Below are 17,031 nucleotides of genomic sequence, written 5' to 3' on the forward strand. Positions count from 1 at the left end.
TTTAGCCACGCTCCCAGTAGCTCGGTCCAACGGGTTCATGGAAATCGCTGGTGGCGATCAGGTAGCCATCGCTGTCAACGGCGATGGGCAGCTGCGGAAGCGGGTGGACAGCCGGTCCAAAGATGACCTTGCATTCCTGCGTCAGGTCAAAGGTGGACTGGTGGCACGGGCAGAGCAGATGGTGGGTGTGCTGTTCGTACAGCGCAACCGGGCAACCGACGTGGGTGCAGATCTTGGAGTATGCGACGATGCCGTCGACGTTCCAGTCCTCGCGTCCCGGAGAGGGGTTGAGGGACTCCGGGTCCAGGCGCATCAGGAGGACAACGGCCTTGGCCTTCTCCTCCAGCTTGTGCTCGGACTCGTTCAGGCCTTCGGGAATAACGTGGAAAGCGGAACCGAGCGTCACATCCGAGGCCTTGATCCGGGTACCGCTGGGATCGCGGGTCAGGTGCACGCCTTCGGCCCACATGGTGTGGCGCAGAACGTCTCCGGGCAGCGGACCGAGGTCGCGGAAGACGGCGATGGCCGGAAGCGGCGCGAGAACCATGGCACCCAGGAGGGTGTTGCGGATCAGCGGACGGCGCTTGATGCCCGTCTCTTCGACGATGTCCCCAAGCATCTTCTCGGCAACGGCGCGGTCTTCCTCGGGACGGATTTCATGCCGTTCCTCGATGACCTCGTGGTCCGGCATGAGCGTCTTGGCCCAGTGAACAATGCCGACGCCGATGCCGAGCATCGCAAACGCGGTGCCCAGGCCCAGGAGCAGGTTCTGCACCCGGATGTCGGCAATGGTGTGGCCGCCTTCGAGCTTGATGCCGAAGTAGCCGACAAAAAACACGAGCGTACCGATGATGGAGATGACGAACAGTGCCGCCACCTGCCGCTCGGCCCGCTTCTCAGCGTGGGGATTCGTATCGGCCAGCCGAGGACGGTGCGGAGGAAGTCCGGGATTCCGGAACTTCTCTTCAGCGTCCTGGCCAGCCGTAGCGACGGTGCCCGAGGTGTTCGGACTGCCGTGACTATGGTCGCCCATGATCCCCCTCATCCTTCTCTTGAAACTGCATTTATAGACCTATGTGTAACTGTGATGTCACCCCGAAAGGTGAGCGCGGGTGATGTCTAGGAAGACCGGGCGGTCAACCAAATGGTGAAAGCAATGACGAGGCCGAGGCCTGCGGTCCAGATGAACAGGCCTTCGGAGACGGGGCCCAGCGAGCCAAGTTCGGCTCCGCCCGGCGAACCGTTGGCTTCGATGTTCTTCAGGAAAGCGATGATGCTCTGCTTGTCCTCCGGGGAGATGTTGGCGTCATTGAAGACCGGCATGTTCTGCGGGCCGGTGACCATGGCCTCGTAGATGTGCTTCTCCGAGACTCCCTCCAGGGACGGAGCGAACTTGCCCTGCGTCAGGGCACCGCCGGCGCCGGCGGCGTTGTGGCACATGGCGCAGTTGACGCGGAAGAGCTCGCCGCCCTCGGCGGCGTTGCCGGCAGCGGCGTTGGTGAGCTCGGTGTCCGGTACAGCGGGACCGGCGCCGAGGCTGGCGACGTAGGCAGCAAGCTGGCTGGTCTGTTCCTCGGTGAACTGAACCGGCTTCTGCTGGGCCTGCGGGCCCTGCATGGCCATCGGCATGCGGCCGGTGCCCACCTGGAAGTCGACGGAGGCGGCGCCCACGCCAACGAGGGAGGGTCCGTTGGCGGATCCCGAAGCGTCCATGCCGTGGCAGGTGGCGCAGTTGGCGATGAAGAGCTTCTCGCCCTGGTTTTCGTCATCAGCCGTGTAGGCGGTGCTTGCAGCCTGGGCCTCGTTGGCGCCGCTGACTGCTGCATAGAGCCCACCTGTAACGAGGAGTCCCAGCAGCAGCAGCGCAACTGCTGCTAGGGGATGACGTCGCCTTTGCGATAGTGCCTTCACTTGGTGGTTCCTAACTTCTGTGGTCTTTGGTGTGCTGGTGCCACTTTGGATTTCTTAAGGGTTGCCGGCTCAAGCAGGTGTTACTTGAGGAAGTAGATGATGACGAACAGGGCAATCCAGACTACGTCCACGAAGTGCCAGTAGTACGACGTCACGATCGCAGAGGTGGCTTCAAAGTGGCCGAAGCGCTTCGCTGCGTAGGCACGTCCGATGATGAACAGGAACGCGATCAGTCCACCGGTGACGTGAAGGCCGTGGAAGCCCGTGGTCAGGTAGAACGAGGATCCGTAGGAGTTCGAGGAAAGCGAAACTCCTTCAGTCACGAGCATCGCGTATTCGTAGGCCTGGACGGACACGAACACGGCACCCATGAGGAAGGTGAGGAGGAACCACTCGACCATGCCCCAGCGGGAGACTTGGAAGAGTCCTCCCGTGCGGCGCGGCTGGAGGCGTTCTGCGGCGAAGACGCCGAACTGGCAGGTAACGGAACTAAGAACGAGGATCACCGTGTTCGCGAACGCAAACGGAACGTTGAGCTTCTCCGTCTCCATGGCCCACAGGTCGCTCGAGGTGGAGCGAAGAGTGAAATACATGGCAAAAAGGGCGGCGAAAAACATCAGTTCGCTGGCCAGCCACACTACGGTTCCGACGGAAACCATGTTGGGGCGGTTCAGCGTGGGGTGAGCCGGGGTACTGGGGGCATGGGTCGCTGTTGTCACATAGACATTATGGACGTAAAACAGCCCAGTTCTCCAACAGATATAGACGGTCGGCGCGTCTAAATAGTGCCGAAACCCCGCCGATCCCAGTAACGGCGCGGAACTGGCTCTCCAGAAACAAATCAGTATTTTCTACGAAACGTAGATAACCTAGGGGATGTGACTACGAATCCGAGCTCCGAACACGCCTGGCCGCAGCTTCTCAACGCCCTGATTTCGCGTCAGGATCTGCGCGCTGACCAGACCCGCTGGGCGATGAACACCATCATGGCCGGGGAGGCATCCGATGCGCAGATGGCCGGCTTTCTGGTGGCGCTGCGGGCCAAGGGCGAGACCGTGCAGGAGCTGACCGGCCTGGTGGAGGCCATGCTGGAGAATGCCAAGCCCATCGACATTCCCGGTGAGACGCTGGACATCGTCGGCACGGGAGGTGACCGCCACAACACGGTCAACATCTCCTCCATGGCTGCGCTTGTCTGCGCGGGAGCCGGTGCCAAGGTGGTCAAGCACGGCAACCGTGCGTCGTCGTCGGCGTCGGGCTCCGCCGATGTCATCGAGGCTCTCGGAGTGCGGCTGGACCTCACCGTGGACCGGGTGGCCGAGGCTGCGCTTACAGCGGGCATCACGTTCTGCTTTGCCCAGGTCTTCCATCCGTCCATGCGGTATGCCGCCGTGCCCCGGCGCGAAATGGGAGTGCCCACTGCCTTCAACTTCATGGGTCCGCTGACCAACCCGGCCCGGCCCGCGGCATCGGCCATTGGCGTGGCCGACGCCCGTCTGGCCCCGCTCATCGCCGGGGTCCTGGCGGAGCGCGGCGTGCGCGCACTGGTGTTCCGCGGGGAGGATGGGCTGGATGAGATGACGACGACGGGCGTCTCCACCGTCTGGGAGGTCCGTGACGGGGCCGTGGAGACCTCAACAGTGGATCCCCTGGACCTGGGGATACCCCGGGCCACCCTGGAGGATCTGCGGGGCGGAGACGCCGCCGCCAACGCCGCCGTGGTCCGGAGTGTCCTGGCCGGGGATCGGGGACCCGTGCGTGACGCCGTCGTCCTCAATGCCGCAGCCGCCCTGGTGGCGCTGGATACGGATGCCGCGGGCAGCCTCACCAAGCGCCTGGCCGCGGGTATCGCCCGTGCCGAGGCCGCGATCGACGGCGGCGGCGCCCGGGCCGCCCTTGACCTCTGGGTGGAAGTGACGCGCTGAAGGCAGCGCCGAAGGGGCAGCCCGCACCAGCAGGCGGCGGGTGACCAAATTCAAAAAATGAGGCCGTTCCCGTTGCCGGGGACGGCCTCATTTTTTAGTTTTCGGGGACGGATTTCCGGGTCAGCGCGGTCCGGAGCCAAGAGTGAAATCGGTGCCAAGGGCGTCTGGAAAAGTTGTAAATCCGTTACCCAAAAGATGCAATGACGTGATAACAGGGCGTTTTGTGCTCAGTATTTCCCGCTGGGGATGCCGTAGTGCAGCCCTGAGACCGTCTGAATCCGTAGTTTTAGCCGTCGAAGCCGAGGGAAAATGCGGCGTCCAGGTCATGCTTGGAGTACGCCCGGAAGGCGATCTGCGTGGTGGTCCCGATGACGCCCTCCACCTTGGACAGGCGGTTGGCAATGGCATCGGCCAGGTCTTCGTGGCGGCGGACGCGGGCAATGGCGATCAGGTCCCACTCACCCGTCACGGAGTAGACCTCGCTGATGCCTTCGATCTCAGAGATTTCCTCGGCGCATTCCGGGATGCGCGCTGAATCGGTCTGGATGAGTACAAAAGCGGTGATCATGTTGGGCCCTTTCATGGTGCTGCCTGTGGGCGGAGACGTTACGCCCTGCTGTCGAGCCTATCGGACGGGGCGGACACGCGGCGGCTGGCGGATCGGCGGCCTCTGCTGAGAAGCGCGGCCGCAGCCCGCGGCACCAGGAGGAAAGCGCCCAGAACGCAGAACGTCACCACGGCGAAGCTCGGTGCCACACCGCCTCCGGCCATGGCGCGGATCCCCAGCCCGGCCCCCGCGGTGATCACCCACAGGATAACTCCAGCAGGCCACAGTGAAGCGGGGGAGCGCCAGCGGCCCAGCAGCAGCCAGCCGGCGAGGCAGGCGGCCAGGAACGGTGAGGCGGTGATAAGGATTCCGGCCGGGTCCAGGCCGTGTTCGTGTGTATCGCGCCCCAGGGCGGCAAACAGGATGATGAGGACGGCGTCGAGGGCCGGGACCAGGAAAAGCCAGGGCTTGCTGCGGTGCCCGGTGTTCCGGGGAGGTGTGCTGCGGTTGGCTGTCATGGCTGCTGCTCTCCGGGAGCGGAGCGGCGGTGCTCCCGTACATAGGGTTCCAGTAGTTCCTTGACACGGGCCTCAACGTCTTCCTGCGTCCTCTCGCCCTCAAGGAGCTTGGTTGCCGTGTGGACGATCCCGTTGATCAGTTCCGCAGTGGCGGCCGGATCGGGGGATCCCAGCTCCTGAAGGGTGCTCACCAAGGGATCCAGCAGCTGGGAATGCATCATCGCGCTCTGGGTGTTGAGTTCCTCACTGGGCGCCACGGCCGCCAGGGCGTTCCCCACGGCATGCTCGCCCTCGGCCACCAGGGCGATGTTGGTCAGCACGTAGGCGAGAATCCGGTCCGCCGGATCGGGCTCGGACCGCATTGCCTCCTCGACCCGCTGCGCCCACCGCGGAAAGACATCCAGGACCAGCGCATGCAGCAGGTCCTGGCGTGATTTGTAGTACTGGTAGGCGCTGGGACGGGCGAGGCCCGCCAGCGCGGCCACTTCGGCCATGCTGGGGGCCTCGCCCGTTTGGGCCAGCAAAGTGCGTGCCGCATCCAGAAGTGCCCGCTGCTGGGCCGCGCGGTGCTCTGCGACCGTGGGGGCGTTAATGCGGGGCACGAGCCCTCCTGATTGCTGCGGTTTACGGGTTGATGAGCCGTCCGTCGACCATCTCCACCACCCGGTGGCAATGGTGCAGTACGTCGTGATCATGCGTCACCATAACTGTAGCAACGCCGCGCTCCGCGGTTTCGCGCGCCAGCAGGGCCACCACATCCTGGCTGCGCTTCCGGTCAAGGGCTGCCGTGGGTTCATCCACGAGCAGCAGCCGCGGCTTGGTCACCAGGGCCCGGGCAATTCCCACCCGCTGGCGCTCTCCGCCGGACAGCTGGTCCGGGCGGCTCTTGAGCTTATGCTCCATGCCCACGGCGGCGAGCAGTTCCCGGGGATCGAAGTTCTTCTTCCCGAACGCCAACCGGTGCAGCAGCTCCAGCTGTTCCCCGGCGGTCAGTGCCGGAATCAGGTTGCCGGACTGGAAGACGAAGCCGATGTTCCGCAGGCGGAAACGGGCGCGGGCCGAGCTGTTCAGCGTCCCGAGGTCAGTGCCGTTGACCGTAACAGTTCCGCTGTCCGGCGAAGTGAGGGCCCCGGCTGCCGCCAAGAGGCTGGATTTGCCGGCTCCGGAGGGGCCGACGACGGCAACCAGTTCCCCGGGCCGCACTGTGAGGGACACATCATCGAGTGCCTGGACCGTGCTGTCTCCGTCGCCGAGGGCAAGACTGGCGCCTTCAATAACGAGTCCAAGGGTGTCCGTGGGAGTTTCGGTTGCGGTGCTCATCGCTGTCCTCCAAGTGCTGCCAGGGGATCAACCCGGGAAATACGAATAATGGCTGCCGCCGCGCCGAGCAGTCCCAGGAAAATCGTCAGGGCAGTGGCAATGCCGATCGGGGCCGCCTCCAGGGCGAACGGCATGGCGGTGCCGGAGAGTGCGGATCCCATTCCCAGGCCGGCCAGCACGCCCAGGGCGGTGAAGCCGACAAGGATTATGGCGGCTTGGGCCAGGCCGTCGCGCAGCAGATAGGCCGTGGAGGCGCCGATGGCGCGCAGGACTGCCAGCTCATGCTTGCGCTGCACGGTCCACACCGTGAAGAAGGCACCGACCACCAGTGCGCAGATGGCGTAGAGGAACACCTGGATCATCTGCAGGGTCAGCGTTTCCGCTGAGTAGCCGGGGGATGCGTTGAAGGATTCCTTCAGCGAGGAGGTTACCGTTCCCGCAGCCTCGTCGCCGGCGGCGAAGTCGATGTCTGCGCCGTCTTCGGCCAGGAGGGCCACGGTGCTCGCCGTGTCGCGCTGCGCGGAAGCAACGTCGGCTTCGGTGGGGGCTCCGGGTGCCGCGTCCCCGCCGGTGATGTACTGCCAGGTGGGAAGCGGGAGGTAGGCGATGGTGACGTGCCCGAATGTTGCCTGGCCGTTGGTGTAGCCGACAACGGTCAGTTCGGTGCCAATCCGGTCCAGTGTCACCACAGAACCCAGTTCCAGGCCTTCGTCGGCTCCGGTGCTGGAGACAACAATCTCGTTGGGGGCGGAGGAGGCGCGGCCTTCACCGATTTCCGGTGCGAGGAAGGAATCGGATTCGACGCCGAAGAGCGAGAGATCCACCTGGGTTCCGTCACCGGTGGCACCATTCATCATGGTTGAACCCATGAGGGTGACATCTTCGACGCCGGGCTGGCTGCGCCAGGCTTCAGCTTGGGATTCGTCGACAACGCTGCGGGAGAAGGCGTTGTCTGTCTTGGTGCCTTCATTGAAGGCGAAAGCAGTGGCCGGCATGGCCTTGAGTCCGGAAACACCGTCATTGACGAGTCCGGAGGACAGGCCCGAGAGCAGGACCATCAGGACGGCAATCAGGGCAATGACGCCGCCCATCAAGCCAAACCGCGCCCGGGCGAAGCGCAGTTCGCGCAGCGCTAGAAACATGGGAATTCTCCAGGGGTTGTGGGCTGTATCGATACCAACATGGTGTCAGCATCATACCAACATCGTGTCAGGAAGCAGCCTTCGGGTGCAAATTGGGAACGTCTTCCGCACTGCCCCGGTGATCCGCCGGTCCTTCTCTGGCCCCGGTCCCTCAGCTCTGCTGTCCTTGAGAGCATGACCTTGCACCTGCGCGCGGCCTGGGCCCGGGTCCGCGGATCCCGCCTGATCCGGTGGGTGGCGGCACTGCTCGCCGTGGTGCTGGTGATCGAGTACATCGTCCTGCCGCAGCTGGTGGGTTCGGGAAACGTGGCCGCCGCCCTGCTGCGGCTGCCGCCGGTGCTGGTGCTTTTTGCCCTGGCGCTGCAGGCTCTTTCCCAGGCCAGCTACAGCCTGCTGACCCGTGCCGTGCTCCTGGGTGACGAGCGTCCCGGCTTTTTCACTCTGCTGCGCATCGATCTGTGCGACCTGGCCATCAATAACACGGTTCCGGGCGGGGGTGCGACGGCGGCCGCAGCCAGGTTCCGGCTGCTGGCGCTGTGCGGCGTGCAGTCGCAGAATGCCCTCAGCGCCGCCACGATCCAGGTGGTGGGCTCCAATCTGGTGCTTGCGGGACTGTTTGCCGTGGGCCTGCTGGCCGGGCACGGAGGAGGCGGCGGCGGGAGGTACCTCAGTGTTGCGGGGACCGTTGTGCTCGTGCTGCTGGGAATTTCCCTGATCGGCCTTGTCGTCCTGGACCGGCAGTTGAATGCCGCAGTCCGTGCGGCGCGGGCGGCAGCGCGCGCCGTGAGGGTGATCAAGCAGGATTCCGCCGAACAGTTTGTGCGGACGATAGCCGCGGAAGTGCATCTGTTCCGCGCCGAGCCCCGGCGCCTGGGCGCGGCAGTGCTCCTTGCCGCCACACGGTACCTGCTGAGCGCGGCCTGCCTCTGGGTCTTCGTGGCAGCATACGGGCACGTCCTGGACCCCGGGGAACTGCTCCTGGCCTATTCATTGGCCAACCTGGTGGCGCTTGCACCGCTGACTCCGGGCGGCCTGGGCCTTGTCGAGGGAATCCTGGTACCGATGCTTGTCAGTTTTGGGGCACCCGACCATGTGGCGGTCCTGGGGGTTCTGTCCTGGCGGGTCGCGCAGTTCTGGCTGCCAATCCCGCTGGGCGGGCTGTCCTATGTGTCCCTGCGGCTGGGGATCCTCCGGCGCACGGCGGCTGGAAAGCGGGTTTCTCAGCGGACGGCCAGGAAGCCGCCGCCACGGACGGCGGCCCCGGAACCTCGGTCCCGGGGCCGCCGCCGTGCCGCCTGATTGTTTGAGCTAAACCGGATGGTCTGGGCTAAGCCGGAATGCTCCGGTTTAGGCCGAAACGGTTTGGGCTAGGCCGGAAGGTTCTGGCCTTCTCCGCTCCAGATATCATCTCCGCGCAGCGTGGCGTCAGCCCCACCGTCGGTGTAGATGGTCTGGCCGGTGGTGTGGGTGTTTTCCTCGCTCGTCAGCCAGGCCAGCAGCCGGGCAATGACCACGGGTTCGGAGTGGCCGTTCAGCGGCATCGGCACCGAGGAATCAACCATCTGGCGTCCCTCCGGCGTGGCCAGCAGCTCCTTGGTCATGGCGGAGAGGACAGTGCCCGGGGCAACGGCGTTCAGGGGAATGCCGGCACCTGCCCACTGTTCGGTAATGCTGGCGCGGCGCACCCAGCGGCTGAGGGCGCGCTTGGAGGACGGGTAGTTCAGGTATCCGACGCGCGGACCCTGCTCAGCCAGCGATGCACCAATTTCCAGGGCCCGTGCTTCGTCCCCGGCCAGCAGCGCCTCCACCAGTTCGGGGGAGTTGGGCTGCAGGGATGCCATGGAGCTGACAACTGCCGCCCGCGGTGCGTCACTCTTGGCCAGTGCCGGTGCCAGCAGTTCCAGGAACTCGGTCACGCCGAAGTAGTTCACGGCAACGGTGATGGGAGCAGGCGCGGAAATGCCGGCGCAGGCGATAACGGCGTCGACCCTGCCTCCCGCCAGCTCAAGTGCCTTGTCCGCGGCGGCGCGGCGGCCTTCCGGGGTGCTGAGGTCCGCTTCGACTTCTGCCCCCCGAAGATCCACGCCTACCACGGTGTAACCGCGTTCGCGCAGCAGTTCGGCAGTTGCGGCGCCGATTCCCGATCCTGATCCGGTAACAATATATGTACGTGTCATGCCTTCAGCTTACGCTGTAAACATGATCTGTCGCAGACCATTGTGAGGCGCGTGACGCGGCTCGCGCTCCGGGCCCCGGGAGGGGGCTGCGTTAGCCGCTGCAGCCCGCTCGGCCCGGCGTCGGGAACAGTTCCTGGAGGCGAGGGACCGGCAGTGGGGGTGGATTAGCCGGACAGCCTGGTTTGCCAATCCGGAGGCACGCGGCCGGCCGGCCCGGGGGCACTCTGGTTCAGCGGGTGGGACTCCGGCGGCGCCAGCGGAGGACCCTGGAAAACCGAACTGCTCCGGTAATCCCAGAACCAGTTCTCGCCCGGCTCATAGCTGCGGATGACCGGATGTCCCGTTGCCGCTTCGTGTGCTGTGGCATGCCGGTTGGGGGAGGAATCGCAACAGCCAATGTGGCCGCATTCAGCGCAGCGCCGCAGATGAAACCACCAGCTTCCCTCGGCCGTGCATTCCACGCAGCCGGGTCCGGAGGGTGGAACGGATACGTTGATGCCGGATGAATAATCCATGGGTCCTCGCTCCTTGTGAAGGTGCCTTCCGCGTTCCTCCACGGTAGCCAGTGGCCGGGGCTGCGAACAGCCCCCGAATGAGGCATGGCTCAACGGGTGGGGTTCACCAGGGGCCGGCTCAGCGAGGGTCCGGCCCGTTAGGAACTCACGCCCCGTCAATTGCGGCTGAAGGGGCTGATATCCGTCGGCCTGCTCCGGCGCGCGTCAGCGCTGGGTGCTTTGCCGGGCCACGAGTTCGGGGGTGAACCGCACCTGCCGGGGCGGAAGCGGCGCCTGCCCGAGCTGTTCCTGCAGGAGGGCCACGGCGGTCCGCCCAATTTCCTCCGCGGGCTGGCGGATCGAGGACAGGGGCACCACGGTGGACTGGGCAAAGTCGATGTCGTCGTAGCCGATCAAAGCCACGTCCTGCGGAACGCGCAGTCCGTTGATCAGCAGCAGGGACTGCAGGACGCCAACGGCCAGTAGATCGTTGGCGCAGAAGATCGCTTCCGGCAGCCTGTCCCTGCCCCGTTCCACCAGGTCCTGGCCAACGGCACGTCCGGCGAGGACGGTCATATCCGCGGCCGTGAGGACTTCGAGGGACGCCTCCGGAACCCGGGCGACGGCGTCGCGGGCCCCCTCGAGCCGGTCGGCAACCTGCCGGATGTCCGGAGATCCGCCGACAAAGGCCAGGCGCCGCCGGCCGGTATCCAACAGATGTTCGGCCGCCATGTATCCACCGGCGGCGTCATCCACGGAGACCGAGCTGTGCATCTTGGGGTCACCCTCGCTGTCCACCAGGACGGTGGCCACGCCGCGGTCCTGCAGGGAGCGGAGGCGGCTGGTGATGTCCCCGGCGGGCGATATCAGCACGCCCTGCACGCGCTGCTCCTCGAACAGGGTGACGTAGCGTGCTTCACGCTCCGGATTGCTGCCGCTGTTGCCGAGGATGATGTCCGCGCCGTGCCGGGTCGCCTCATTTTCCGCAGCCCGTGCAACGGCGGCAAAAAACGGGTTGGAGGAATCCAGGACAATCATGCCGATGGTCCGGCTCTGCCCGGCGCGCAGCTGGCGGGCCGCGTCATTGCGCACAAAGCCCAGGGCTTCGACGGCATTCATGACGCGCTCGAGGGTGGGCGGAGAGACCCGGTCGGGATGGTTGAGGACGTTCGAGACGGTTCCCACGGCCACGCCGGCGCGCGCAGCCACCTCTTTAATGCTCGCTGCCATTGGAACCCCCCGTATTTTTAGCCGGCATCTGTCTTGACAGCGTATCGCGGAAACCATAGGTTTGTTCCTATAAATGAAACGATTCAAGCACGATCGCTTGTTCCGCCGCCTTCCCCCCACCCGCGCTGTTCGGTACCCTCCCGTCCAGCGGCCCGGGCACGCGGCGGCCGTGGAATCGTCCCATCCGCCCAGCTTGGAGAACAGCCAATGACGTCACTGACCGACATCTTTCCCGCCCTGGAGGGCCTGGGCATCGAGGTCCCCTCATGGGCCTACGGAAATTCCGGCACCCGTTTCAAGGTCTTCGCGACCCCGGGCACGCCGCGCACCATCCAGGAAAAGATCGCGGATGCCGCCAAGGTTAATGAACTGACCGGGCTGGCACCCGCCGTCGCCCTGCACATTCCCTGGGACAAGGTTGATGACTACGCCGAGCTGGGCGCCTATGCCAAGGAACACAGCATTGCCCTCGGCACCGTCAACAGCAACACGTTCCAGGACGACGAGTACAAGTTCGGCAGCCTGACCCACAGCAACCCCGCCGTGCGGCAGAAGGCCATCGACCACATGTACGAGTGCATCGACATCATGCACCAGACCGGCTCGCAGGACCTGAAGATCTGGCTTGCCGACGGCACGAACTACCCCGGCCAGGGCAACATGCGCTCGCGCCAGGACTGGCTGGCCGATTCGCTGCGCAAGGTCTACGACCGCCTGGGCGATGACCAGCGCATGGTCCTGGAGTACAAGTTCTTCGAGCCGGCGTTCTACCACACCGACGTTCCCGACTGGGGAACCTCCTACGCCCACACCCTGGCCCTGGGCGAGAAGGCACTGGTCTGCCTGGACACCGGCCACCACGCGCCCGGAACCAACATCGAATTCATCGTGGCCCAGCTGCTGCGCCTGGGAAAGCTCGGATCCTTCGACTTCAACTCACGCTTCTATGCCGACGACGACCTGATTGTTGGTGCGGCTGACCCGTTCCAGCTGTTCCGGATCCTGTTCGAAGTGGTCCGCGGCGGCGGCCTGGGCCCGGATTCGGGCGTATCGCTGATGCTGGACCAGTGCCACAACCTCGAAGAGAAGATTCCCGGCCAGATCCGCTCGGTGCTCAATGTGCAGGAGATGATGGCCCGCGCCCTGCTGGTTGACGTTGACGCCCTTGACGCCGCACAGACATCAGGAGACGTGCTCGGCGCAAACGCCGTGTTCATGGACGCCTTCTACACAGACGTCCGTCCGGGCCTGGCCGAATGGCGGGAGTCCCGCGGGCTGCCCGCCGACCCGATGGCGGCATATGCGGCCAGCGGCTACCAGGACAAAATCAACACCGAACGCCAGGGCGGCCAGCAGGCCGGATGGGGAGCATAAAAGAATGAGCAACGAGACCGTCAGCGCGCTGATCGCCCGATCCAACCGCCTGGGCGCGGACAAGCGCAACACCAACTACGCCGGCGGCAACACTTCCGCCAAGGGCTTTGACACGGACCCGGTGACGGGGGAAAACGTTGAGCTGCTCTGGGTCAAGGGTTCCGGCGGAGACCTCGGCACGCTGAAGGAATCCGGCCTTGCCGTCCTGCGGCTGGACCGCATGCGCGCCATGGTGAACACCTACCCCGGCGTGGACCGCGAGGATGAAATGGTCGCGGCCTTCGACTACTGCCTGCACGGCAAGGGCGGAGCCGCTCCCTCGATCGACACCGCCATGCACGGACTCGTGGACGCGGCCCACGTGGACCACCTCCATCCGGATTCCGGCATCGCCGTTGCCACGGCTGCCGACGGCGAGGAACTGACCCGCAAGATTTTCGGCTCCAAGGTTGTCTGGGTACCCTGGCGCCGCCCGGGCTTCCAGCTCGGTCTGGACATCGCCGCCATCAAGGAAGCCAACCCGCAGGCTGTCGGCACCATCCTCGGCGGTCACGGCATCACCGCCTGGGGCGCCACCTCCGACGAGGCCGAGGCCAACTCGCTGTGGATCATCGAAACCGCCGAAGCCTACATCGCTTCCAACGGCCGGCAGGACCCGTTTGGCGCCGTGCTCCCGGGATACTCTCCGCTGCCCGAGGCCGAGCGCCGGGCCAAGGCCGCCGCCCTGGCCCCGGTCATCCGCGGCCTGGCCTCCACCGACAAGCCGCAGGTGGGGCACTTCACCGACGACGCCGTCGTTCTGGACTTCCTGGAACGCGCCGAACACCCGCGCCTTGGCGCCCTGGGCACCTCCTGCCCGGATCATTTCCTGCGCACCAAGGTCAAGCCGCTGATCCTGGACCTGCCCGCCGATGCGTCCGTCGAGGACAGCGCCGCCCGGCTGAAGGAATTGCATGAGCAGTACCGCGCCGATTACCAGGCGTACTACGACCGCCACCGCAGCGAAGACTCGCCCGCGATGCGCGGCGCCGATCCCACCGTCGTCCTGGTTCCCGGCGTCGGCATGTTCACGTACGGTGCGAACAAGCAGACCGCCCGCGTGGCCGGCGAGTTCTACATCAATGCCATCAACGTGATGCGCGGTGCCGAGGCCATCTCCACCTATGCTCCGATCGAGGAATCCGAAAAATTCCGGATCGAGTACTGGGCGCTGGAGGAAGCCAAGCTGGCCCGGATGCCCAAGCCGAAATCCCACGCCACCCGGATCGCACTGGTGACCGGTGCGGCGTCGGGCATCGGCAAGGCCATCGCCACCCGCCTGGCCGCTGAAGGCGCCTGCGTGGTCATCGCCGACCTGAACCTGGAAAACGCCGAAGCCGTGGCGGCCGAACTGGGCGGCGCCGACGTCGCGGTGGGCGTGCAGGCCGACGTGACCGATGAGGCCCAGGTGCAGGCGGCCATCGACGCCACCGTCCTGGCCTTCGGCGGACTGGACCTGGTGGTCAACAATGCCGGGCTGTCCATTTCCAAGCCGCTGCTGGAAACCAGCGAAAAGGACTGGGACCTGCAGCACAACGTGATGGCGAAGGGTTCGTTCTTTGTCTCGAAGGCAGCCGCCAAGGTGCTGATCGACCAGGACATGGGCGGGGACATCATCTACATCTCCTCCAAGAACTCCGTCTTTGCCGGGCCGAACAACATCGCCTACTCCGCCACCAAGGCCGACCAGGCCCACCAGGTGCGCCTGCTGGCCGCCGAACTGGGCGAATACGGCGTGAAGGTCAACGGAATCAACCCCGACGGCGTGGTGCGCGGCTCGGGCATCTTCGCCGGCGGCTGGGGTGCCAAGCGCGCCGCGGTGTACGGGGTTCCGGAAGAGGACCTGGGCAAGTTCTACGCCCAGCGCACCCTGCTCAAGCGTGAAGTGCTGCCGGAAAACGTTGCCAATGCGGTGGCGGTACTGACCGGCGAGGACCTCTCGCACACCACCGGCCTGCACATTCCGGTTGACGCCGGCGTGGCGGCTGCCTTCCTGCGATGAGCGCGAACACGCCGGACACGCAGGCTGCAGCCGGCGTGTTTGCCGCCGTCGATATTGGTGCCTCGTCCGGCCGGGTCATCCTCGGCCGGACGGGGCCCGGCGGGCTGGCGCTGGAGACCGTGCACCGGTTCCCCAACGGAGTCCGGGAGATCGACGGTGCGCTGCGCTGGGACCTGCCCGGGATTTTTGAAGAGGTGCTCAGCGGCCTGACGCTGGCCGCCGCCCGTGCCGCGGAGGGTGGGGAGCGGATCGTGAGCATTGGCATCGACACCTGGGCGGTGGACTACGCACTTCTGGACGCCGACGGCGAACTGGCGGCACTGCCGCACAGCTACCGCGACGACCGGACCGACGCCGTGGTGCCCCTGGTCCACCGGAAGATCGCCGAGGACCGGCTGTACGAGGTGACCGGGCTGCAGCACCTTCCCTTTAATACGCTGTACCAGCTGGCCGCCGAAGCGAACCTGGACGGGTTGCAGGCTCTGCTGATCCCGGATCTGCTCGCCTTTTGGCTGACCGGAAAGCGGCGCACCGAGCAGACCAATGCCTCCACCACCGGACTCTTTGATGCGGTGGCGGGGGAGTGGGCCACTGAGTTCCTCTCCGAGCTGGGACTGCCGGAAAACCTCTTTCCCGCGCTGATCGCCCCCGGACAAACCGTGGGCTGGCTGCTTCCCGCTGTTGTGGCACGGACCGGCCTTCCGGCCGGCACTCCGGTGGTGGCCGTTGGCTCCCACGACACCGCGTCAGCGGTGGCTGCCGTGCCCGCCCTGCAGCCCGGCTTTGCCTATGTTTCCTCCGGAACATGGTCGCTGGCCGGCATCGAGCTGGCGCATCCCGTGCTCACCGAGGCCAGCCGCAGGGCGAACTTCACCAACGAGCGCGGCGTGGATTCCACCATCCGGTATCTGCGCAATGTCGGCGGCCTGTGGCTGCTGAGCGAGTCCATGCGCACCTGGGCCGACGCCGGCCTGGACCTTGACCTGCCGGACCTGCTGGCAGCAGCTGAACTGCTGCCGCCCGGGGGTCCGCAGATCGATGCGGACTCGGACGAGTTCATCGCCCCGGGGAACATGCCTTCCCGGATCCGTTCCGCCGTGGCGTCGGGCGGCGGAATACTGCCCGAAGATCCCGCGGCGGTGACCCGCTGCATCCTGGATTCCCTGGCGGCGGCGTATGCCCGCACGCTGGCCAGGGCCGGGGAGCTCTCGGGTCAGCGGATCGATGTTGTGCACATTGTGGGCGGCGGCTCGCAGAATGCCCTGCTGTGCCGGCTGACCGCTGACGCCACCGGACTGCCCGTGGTGGCGGGCCCGGTGGAAGCCACGGCCCTGGGTAACGTGCTGGTGCAGGCGCGGGCCGCGGGAACCGTGTCCGGTTCCCTGGCGGATCTGCGCCGCCTGGTGGCGGAGAGCTCAGCCACCGTCACGTACCAGCCCGGAACTGCCGGTGAGGGCTACCGGCCCGCGGCGGGTTCCAGCCCCACCATCCGGGCGCTTTCGTCCCACAGCCGGGCAGACAGCGCGGCGTCGTAGGCGTCCTTGTTTGCCGTGGAGATTTTGCGCTTGTAGTAGTACTTGCCGGGCTGCCAGTCCTCACCGGGGACCGATGTCGCCAGCCAGACCAGGGTCTCCGCGCCCTGTTCGGGCGAGATCAGGAACCGGTTGAGGGCGGTCCGGTAGATCACGCGCATGATGCTGGTGGAGCCGGCGGCGAAGGATGATGCCACAGCCCCCGGGTGGAAGGCTGCGGCGGAAATTCGGGCGGCCCGGTACCTGGCGTCCAGCTCCCGGGTGAACAGGATGTTCGCCAGTTTCGAGTTTCCGTAGGCGCGGTTCGGGGTGTACCGCCGCCGGGACTCCAGGTCATCAATGTCAAAATGCGCAAACAGGCTGTTGGCCACGCTGGAGGTGTTGATGACGCTCGCCCCGGACTCCGTCAGCCGGTCCAGCAGCAGATTGGTGAGCAGGAACGGTGCCAGATGGTTGACCTGGAGCGTTTTTTCGTGCCCGTCAACGGTTTCTTCGCGCCCCCGCATGATGCCGCCGGCATTGTTCACCAGCACATCGATGCGCGGATACCGTTCCAGCAGAGCGGATGCCAGGGCGCGGACGTCGTCTAGGCGGGAATAGTCGGCGAGCAGGTAGTCGCTGTCCAGTTCCCGGGCCACCGCCGCGGTTTTCTCCGGTGAGCGGCCAACGACGACGACGCGGTTGCCAAGGCTTTTCAGGCTTCGCGCCGCTGCGGCTCCGATGCCGTCGCTGGCTCCGGTGATGACAATGGTTCGCTCTGACACGGGCGGCCTTTCGGGCGGATGCGGGAACGGGTGCGAAGACTCTCCCAGTATTGCCC

17 protein-coding genes are annotated in these 17,031 nt (G+C 65.8%); 5 read left to right on the forward strand and 12 right to left on the reverse strand.

The window, feature by feature from the left end:
- Position 1: 1 nt before the first annotated feature.
- The 3 genes from AAE021_RS05185 to AAE021_RS05195 form a co-directional block, all read right to left on the reverse strand.
- Positions 2 to 1,033: a ubiquinol-cytochrome c reductase iron-sulfur subunit gene (locus tag AAE021_RS05185; RefSeq protein WP_342024556.1), complete on the reverse strand. Its 1,032-nt coding sequence runs from the start codon at positions 1,031 to 1,033 to the stop codon at positions 2 to 4.
- Between the two features lie 86 nt (positions 1,034 to 1,119).
- A complete protein-coding gene (locus AAE021_RS05190) occupies positions 1,120 to 1,911 on the reverse strand; it encodes a cytochrome c (RefSeq protein WP_152218032.1) in 792 nt (263 codons plus the stop codon).
- An 80-nt stretch (positions 1,912 to 1,991) separates the two neighbouring features.
- Positions 1,992 to 2,630 carry a heme-copper oxidase subunit III gene (locus AAE021_RS05195; RefSeq protein WP_342024558.1) on the reverse strand — a complete coding sequence of 213 codons (639 nt, stop codon included), beginning with the start codon at positions 2,628 to 2,630 and terminating at the stop codon, positions 1,992 to 1,994.
- 159 nt (positions 2,631 to 2,789) lie between these two features.
- Here AAE021_RS05195 and trpD point away from each other — a divergent pair, with 159 nt between their 5' ends.
- Positions 2,790 to 3,836: an anthranilate phosphoribosyltransferase gene (trpD, locus tag AAE021_RS05200; RefSeq protein ID WP_342024559.1), complete on the forward strand. Its 1,047-nt coding sequence runs from the start codon at positions 2,790 to 2,792 to the stop codon at positions 3,834 to 3,836.
- A 286-nt stretch (positions 3,837 to 4,122) separates the two neighbouring features.
- Here the strand turns inward: trpD and AAE021_RS05205 are convergent, their stop codons facing one another.
- From AAE021_RS05205 to AAE021_RS05225, 5 genes are read right to left on the reverse strand one after another with little or no spacing between them, the layout of a single operon-like run.
- Entirely contained in the window at positions 4,123 to 4,404 is a 282-nt protein-coding gene (locus AAE021_RS05205; protein WP_342025322.1) for an Lrp/AsnC ligand binding domain-containing protein, read from the reverse strand.
- A gap of 38 nt (positions 4,405 to 4,442) precedes the next feature.
- A complete protein-coding gene (locus AAE021_RS05210) occupies positions 4,443 to 4,901 on the reverse strand; it encodes a DUF3054 domain-containing protein (RefSeq protein WP_342024560.1) in 459 nt (152 codons plus the stop codon).
- Entirely contained in the window at positions 4,898 to 5,503 is a 606-nt protein-coding gene (locus tag AAE021_RS05215; RefSeq protein ID WP_342024562.1) for a TetR/AcrR family transcriptional regulator, read from the reverse strand. The genes AAE021_RS05210 and AAE021_RS05215 overlap by 4 nt, the downstream gene beginning before the upstream one ends.
- Before the next feature lie 22 nt (positions 5,504 to 5,525).
- Positions 5,526 to 6,221: an ABC transporter ATP-binding protein gene (locus AAE021_RS05220; RefSeq protein WP_342024563.1), complete on the reverse strand. Its 696-nt coding sequence runs from the start codon at positions 6,219 to 6,221 to the stop codon at positions 5,526 to 5,528.
- A complete protein-coding gene (locus tag AAE021_RS05225) occupies positions 6,218 to 7,363 on the reverse strand; it encodes an ABC transporter permease (RefSeq protein ID WP_342024564.1) in 1,146 nt (381 codons plus the stop codon). Before AAE021_RS05225 ends, AAE021_RS05220 begins: the two co-directional genes overlap by 4 nt.
- 174 nt (positions 7,364 to 7,537) lie before the next feature.
- On the opposite strand from AAE021_RS05225, the gene AAE021_RS05230 reads away from it, so the two are divergent.
- Complete coding sequence (locus AAE021_RS05230) at positions 7,538 to 8,662, forward strand: flippase-like domain-containing protein (protein WP_342024565.1); 1,125 nt, start codon at positions 7,538 to 7,540, stop codon at positions 8,660 to 8,662.
- A 68-nt stretch (positions 8,663 to 8,730) separates the two neighbouring features.
- Here the strand turns inward: AAE021_RS05230 and AAE021_RS05235 are convergent, their stop codons facing one another.
- The 3 genes from AAE021_RS05235 to AAE021_RS05245 form a co-directional block, all read right to left on the reverse strand.
- Complete coding sequence (locus AAE021_RS05235; RefSeq protein ID WP_342024566.1) at positions 8,731 to 9,540, reverse strand: SDR family oxidoreductase; 810 nt, start codon at positions 9,538 to 9,540, stop codon at positions 8,731 to 8,733.
- A 164-nt stretch (positions 9,541 to 9,704) separates the two neighbouring features.
- Positions 9,705 to 10,055, reverse strand: coding sequence for a UBP-type zinc finger domain-containing protein (locus tag AAE021_RS05240; protein WP_342024567.1), 351 nt, complete (start codon positions 10,053 to 10,055; stop codon positions 9,705 to 9,707).
- Positions 10,056 to 10,259: 204 nt separating this feature from the next.
- The gene (locus AAE021_RS05245) at positions 10,260 to 11,264 is read right to left on the reverse strand and encodes a LacI family DNA-binding transcriptional regulator (RefSeq protein WP_342024568.1); all 1,005 of its coding nucleotides are present in this window, start codon (positions 11,262 to 11,264) and stop codon (positions 10,260 to 10,262) included.
- 207 nt (positions 11,265 to 11,471) lie between these two features.
- Between AAE021_RS05245 and rhaI the strand changes: the two genes are divergently transcribed.
- The 3 genes from rhaI to AAE021_RS05260 are packed head-to-tail and all read left to right on the forward strand — an operon-like array spanning position 11,472 to position 16,214.
- Complete coding sequence (gene rhaI, locus AAE021_RS05250) at positions 11,472 to 12,638, forward strand: L-rhamnose isomerase (protein ID WP_342024569.1); 1,167 nt, start codon at positions 11,472 to 11,474, stop codon at positions 12,636 to 12,638.
- A gap of 4 nt (positions 12,639 to 12,642) precedes the next feature.
- Positions 12,643 to 14,679 (forward strand): bifunctional aldolase/short-chain dehydrogenase, encoded by a 2,037-nt coding sequence (locus AAE021_RS05255; RefSeq protein ID WP_342024570.1) that lies wholly within the window; start codon positions 12,643 to 12,645, stop codon positions 14,677 to 14,679.
- The gene (locus AAE021_RS05260) at positions 14,676 to 16,214 is read left to right on the forward strand and encodes a rhamnulokinase family protein (RefSeq protein ID WP_342024571.1); all 1,539 of its coding nucleotides are present in this window, start codon (positions 14,676 to 14,678) and stop codon (positions 16,212 to 16,214) included. The genes AAE021_RS05255 and AAE021_RS05260 overlap by 4 nt, the downstream gene beginning before the upstream one ends.
- Here AAE021_RS05260 and AAE021_RS05265 read toward each other — a convergent pair.
- Positions 16,136 to 16,975: an SDR family NAD(P)-dependent oxidoreductase gene (locus AAE021_RS05265; RefSeq protein ID WP_342024572.1), complete on the reverse strand. Its 840-nt coding sequence runs from the start codon at positions 16,973 to 16,975 to the stop codon at positions 16,136 to 16,138. The genes AAE021_RS05260 and AAE021_RS05265 overlap by 79 nt on opposite strands.
- Positions 16,976 to 17,031 lie beyond the last annotated feature (56 nt).

The sequence above is a fragment of the Arthrobacter citreus genome (genome assembly GCF_038405225.1).
Taxonomy (GTDB): Bacteria; Actinomycetota; Actinomycetes; order Actinomycetales; family Micrococcaceae; genus Arthrobacter_B; species Arthrobacter_B citreus_A.

Bases quoted from the DNA above. Each gene is read 5' to 3' on its own strand.
- AAE021_RS05185 (WP_342024556.1), bottom strand. From the start codon at position 1,033: ATGGGCGACCATAGTCACGGCAGTCCGAACACCTCGGGCACCGTCGCT.
- AAE021_RS05205 (WP_342025322.1), bottom strand. From the start codon at position 4,404: ATGATCACCGCTTTTGTACTCATCCAGACCGATTCAGCGCGCATCCCG.
- AAE021_RS05210 (WP_342024560.1), bottom strand. From the start codon at position 4,901: ATGACAGCCAACCGCAGCACACCTCCCCGGAACACCGGGCACCGCAGC.
- AAE021_RS05220 (WP_342024563.1), bottom strand. From the start codon at position 6,221: ATGAGCACCGCAACCGAAACTCCCACGGACACCCTTGGACTCGTTATT.
- AAE021_RS05225 (WP_342024564.1), bottom strand. From the start codon at position 7,363: ATGTTTCTAGCGCTGCGCGAACTGCGCTTCGCCCGGGCGCGGTTTGGC.
- AAE021_RS05230 (WP_342024565.1), top strand. From the start codon at position 7,538: ATGACCTTGCACCTGCGCGCGGCCTGGGCCCGGGTCCGCGGATCCCGC.
- AAE021_RS05235 (WP_342024566.1), bottom strand. From the start codon at position 9,540: ATGACACGTACATATATTGTTACCGGATCAGGATCGGGAATCGGCGCC.
- AAE021_RS05240 (WP_342024567.1), bottom strand. From the start codon at position 10,055: ATGGATTATTCATCCGGCATCAACGTATCCGTTCCACCCTCCGGACCC.
- AAE021_RS05245 (WP_342024568.1), bottom strand. From the start codon at position 11,264: ATGGCAGCGAGCATTAAAGAGGTGGCTGCGCGCGCCGGCGTGGCCGTG.
- rhaI (WP_342024569.1), top strand. From the start codon at position 11,472: ATGACGTCACTGACCGACATCTTTCCCGCCCTGGAGGGCCTGGGCATC.
- AAE021_RS05255 (WP_342024570.1), top strand. From the start codon at position 12,643: ATGAGCAACGAGACCGTCAGCGCGCTGATCGCCCGATCCAACCGCCTG.
- AAE021_RS05260 (WP_342024571.1), top strand. From the start codon at position 14,676: ATGAGCGCGAACACGCCGGACACGCAGGCTGCAGCCGGCGTGTTTGCC.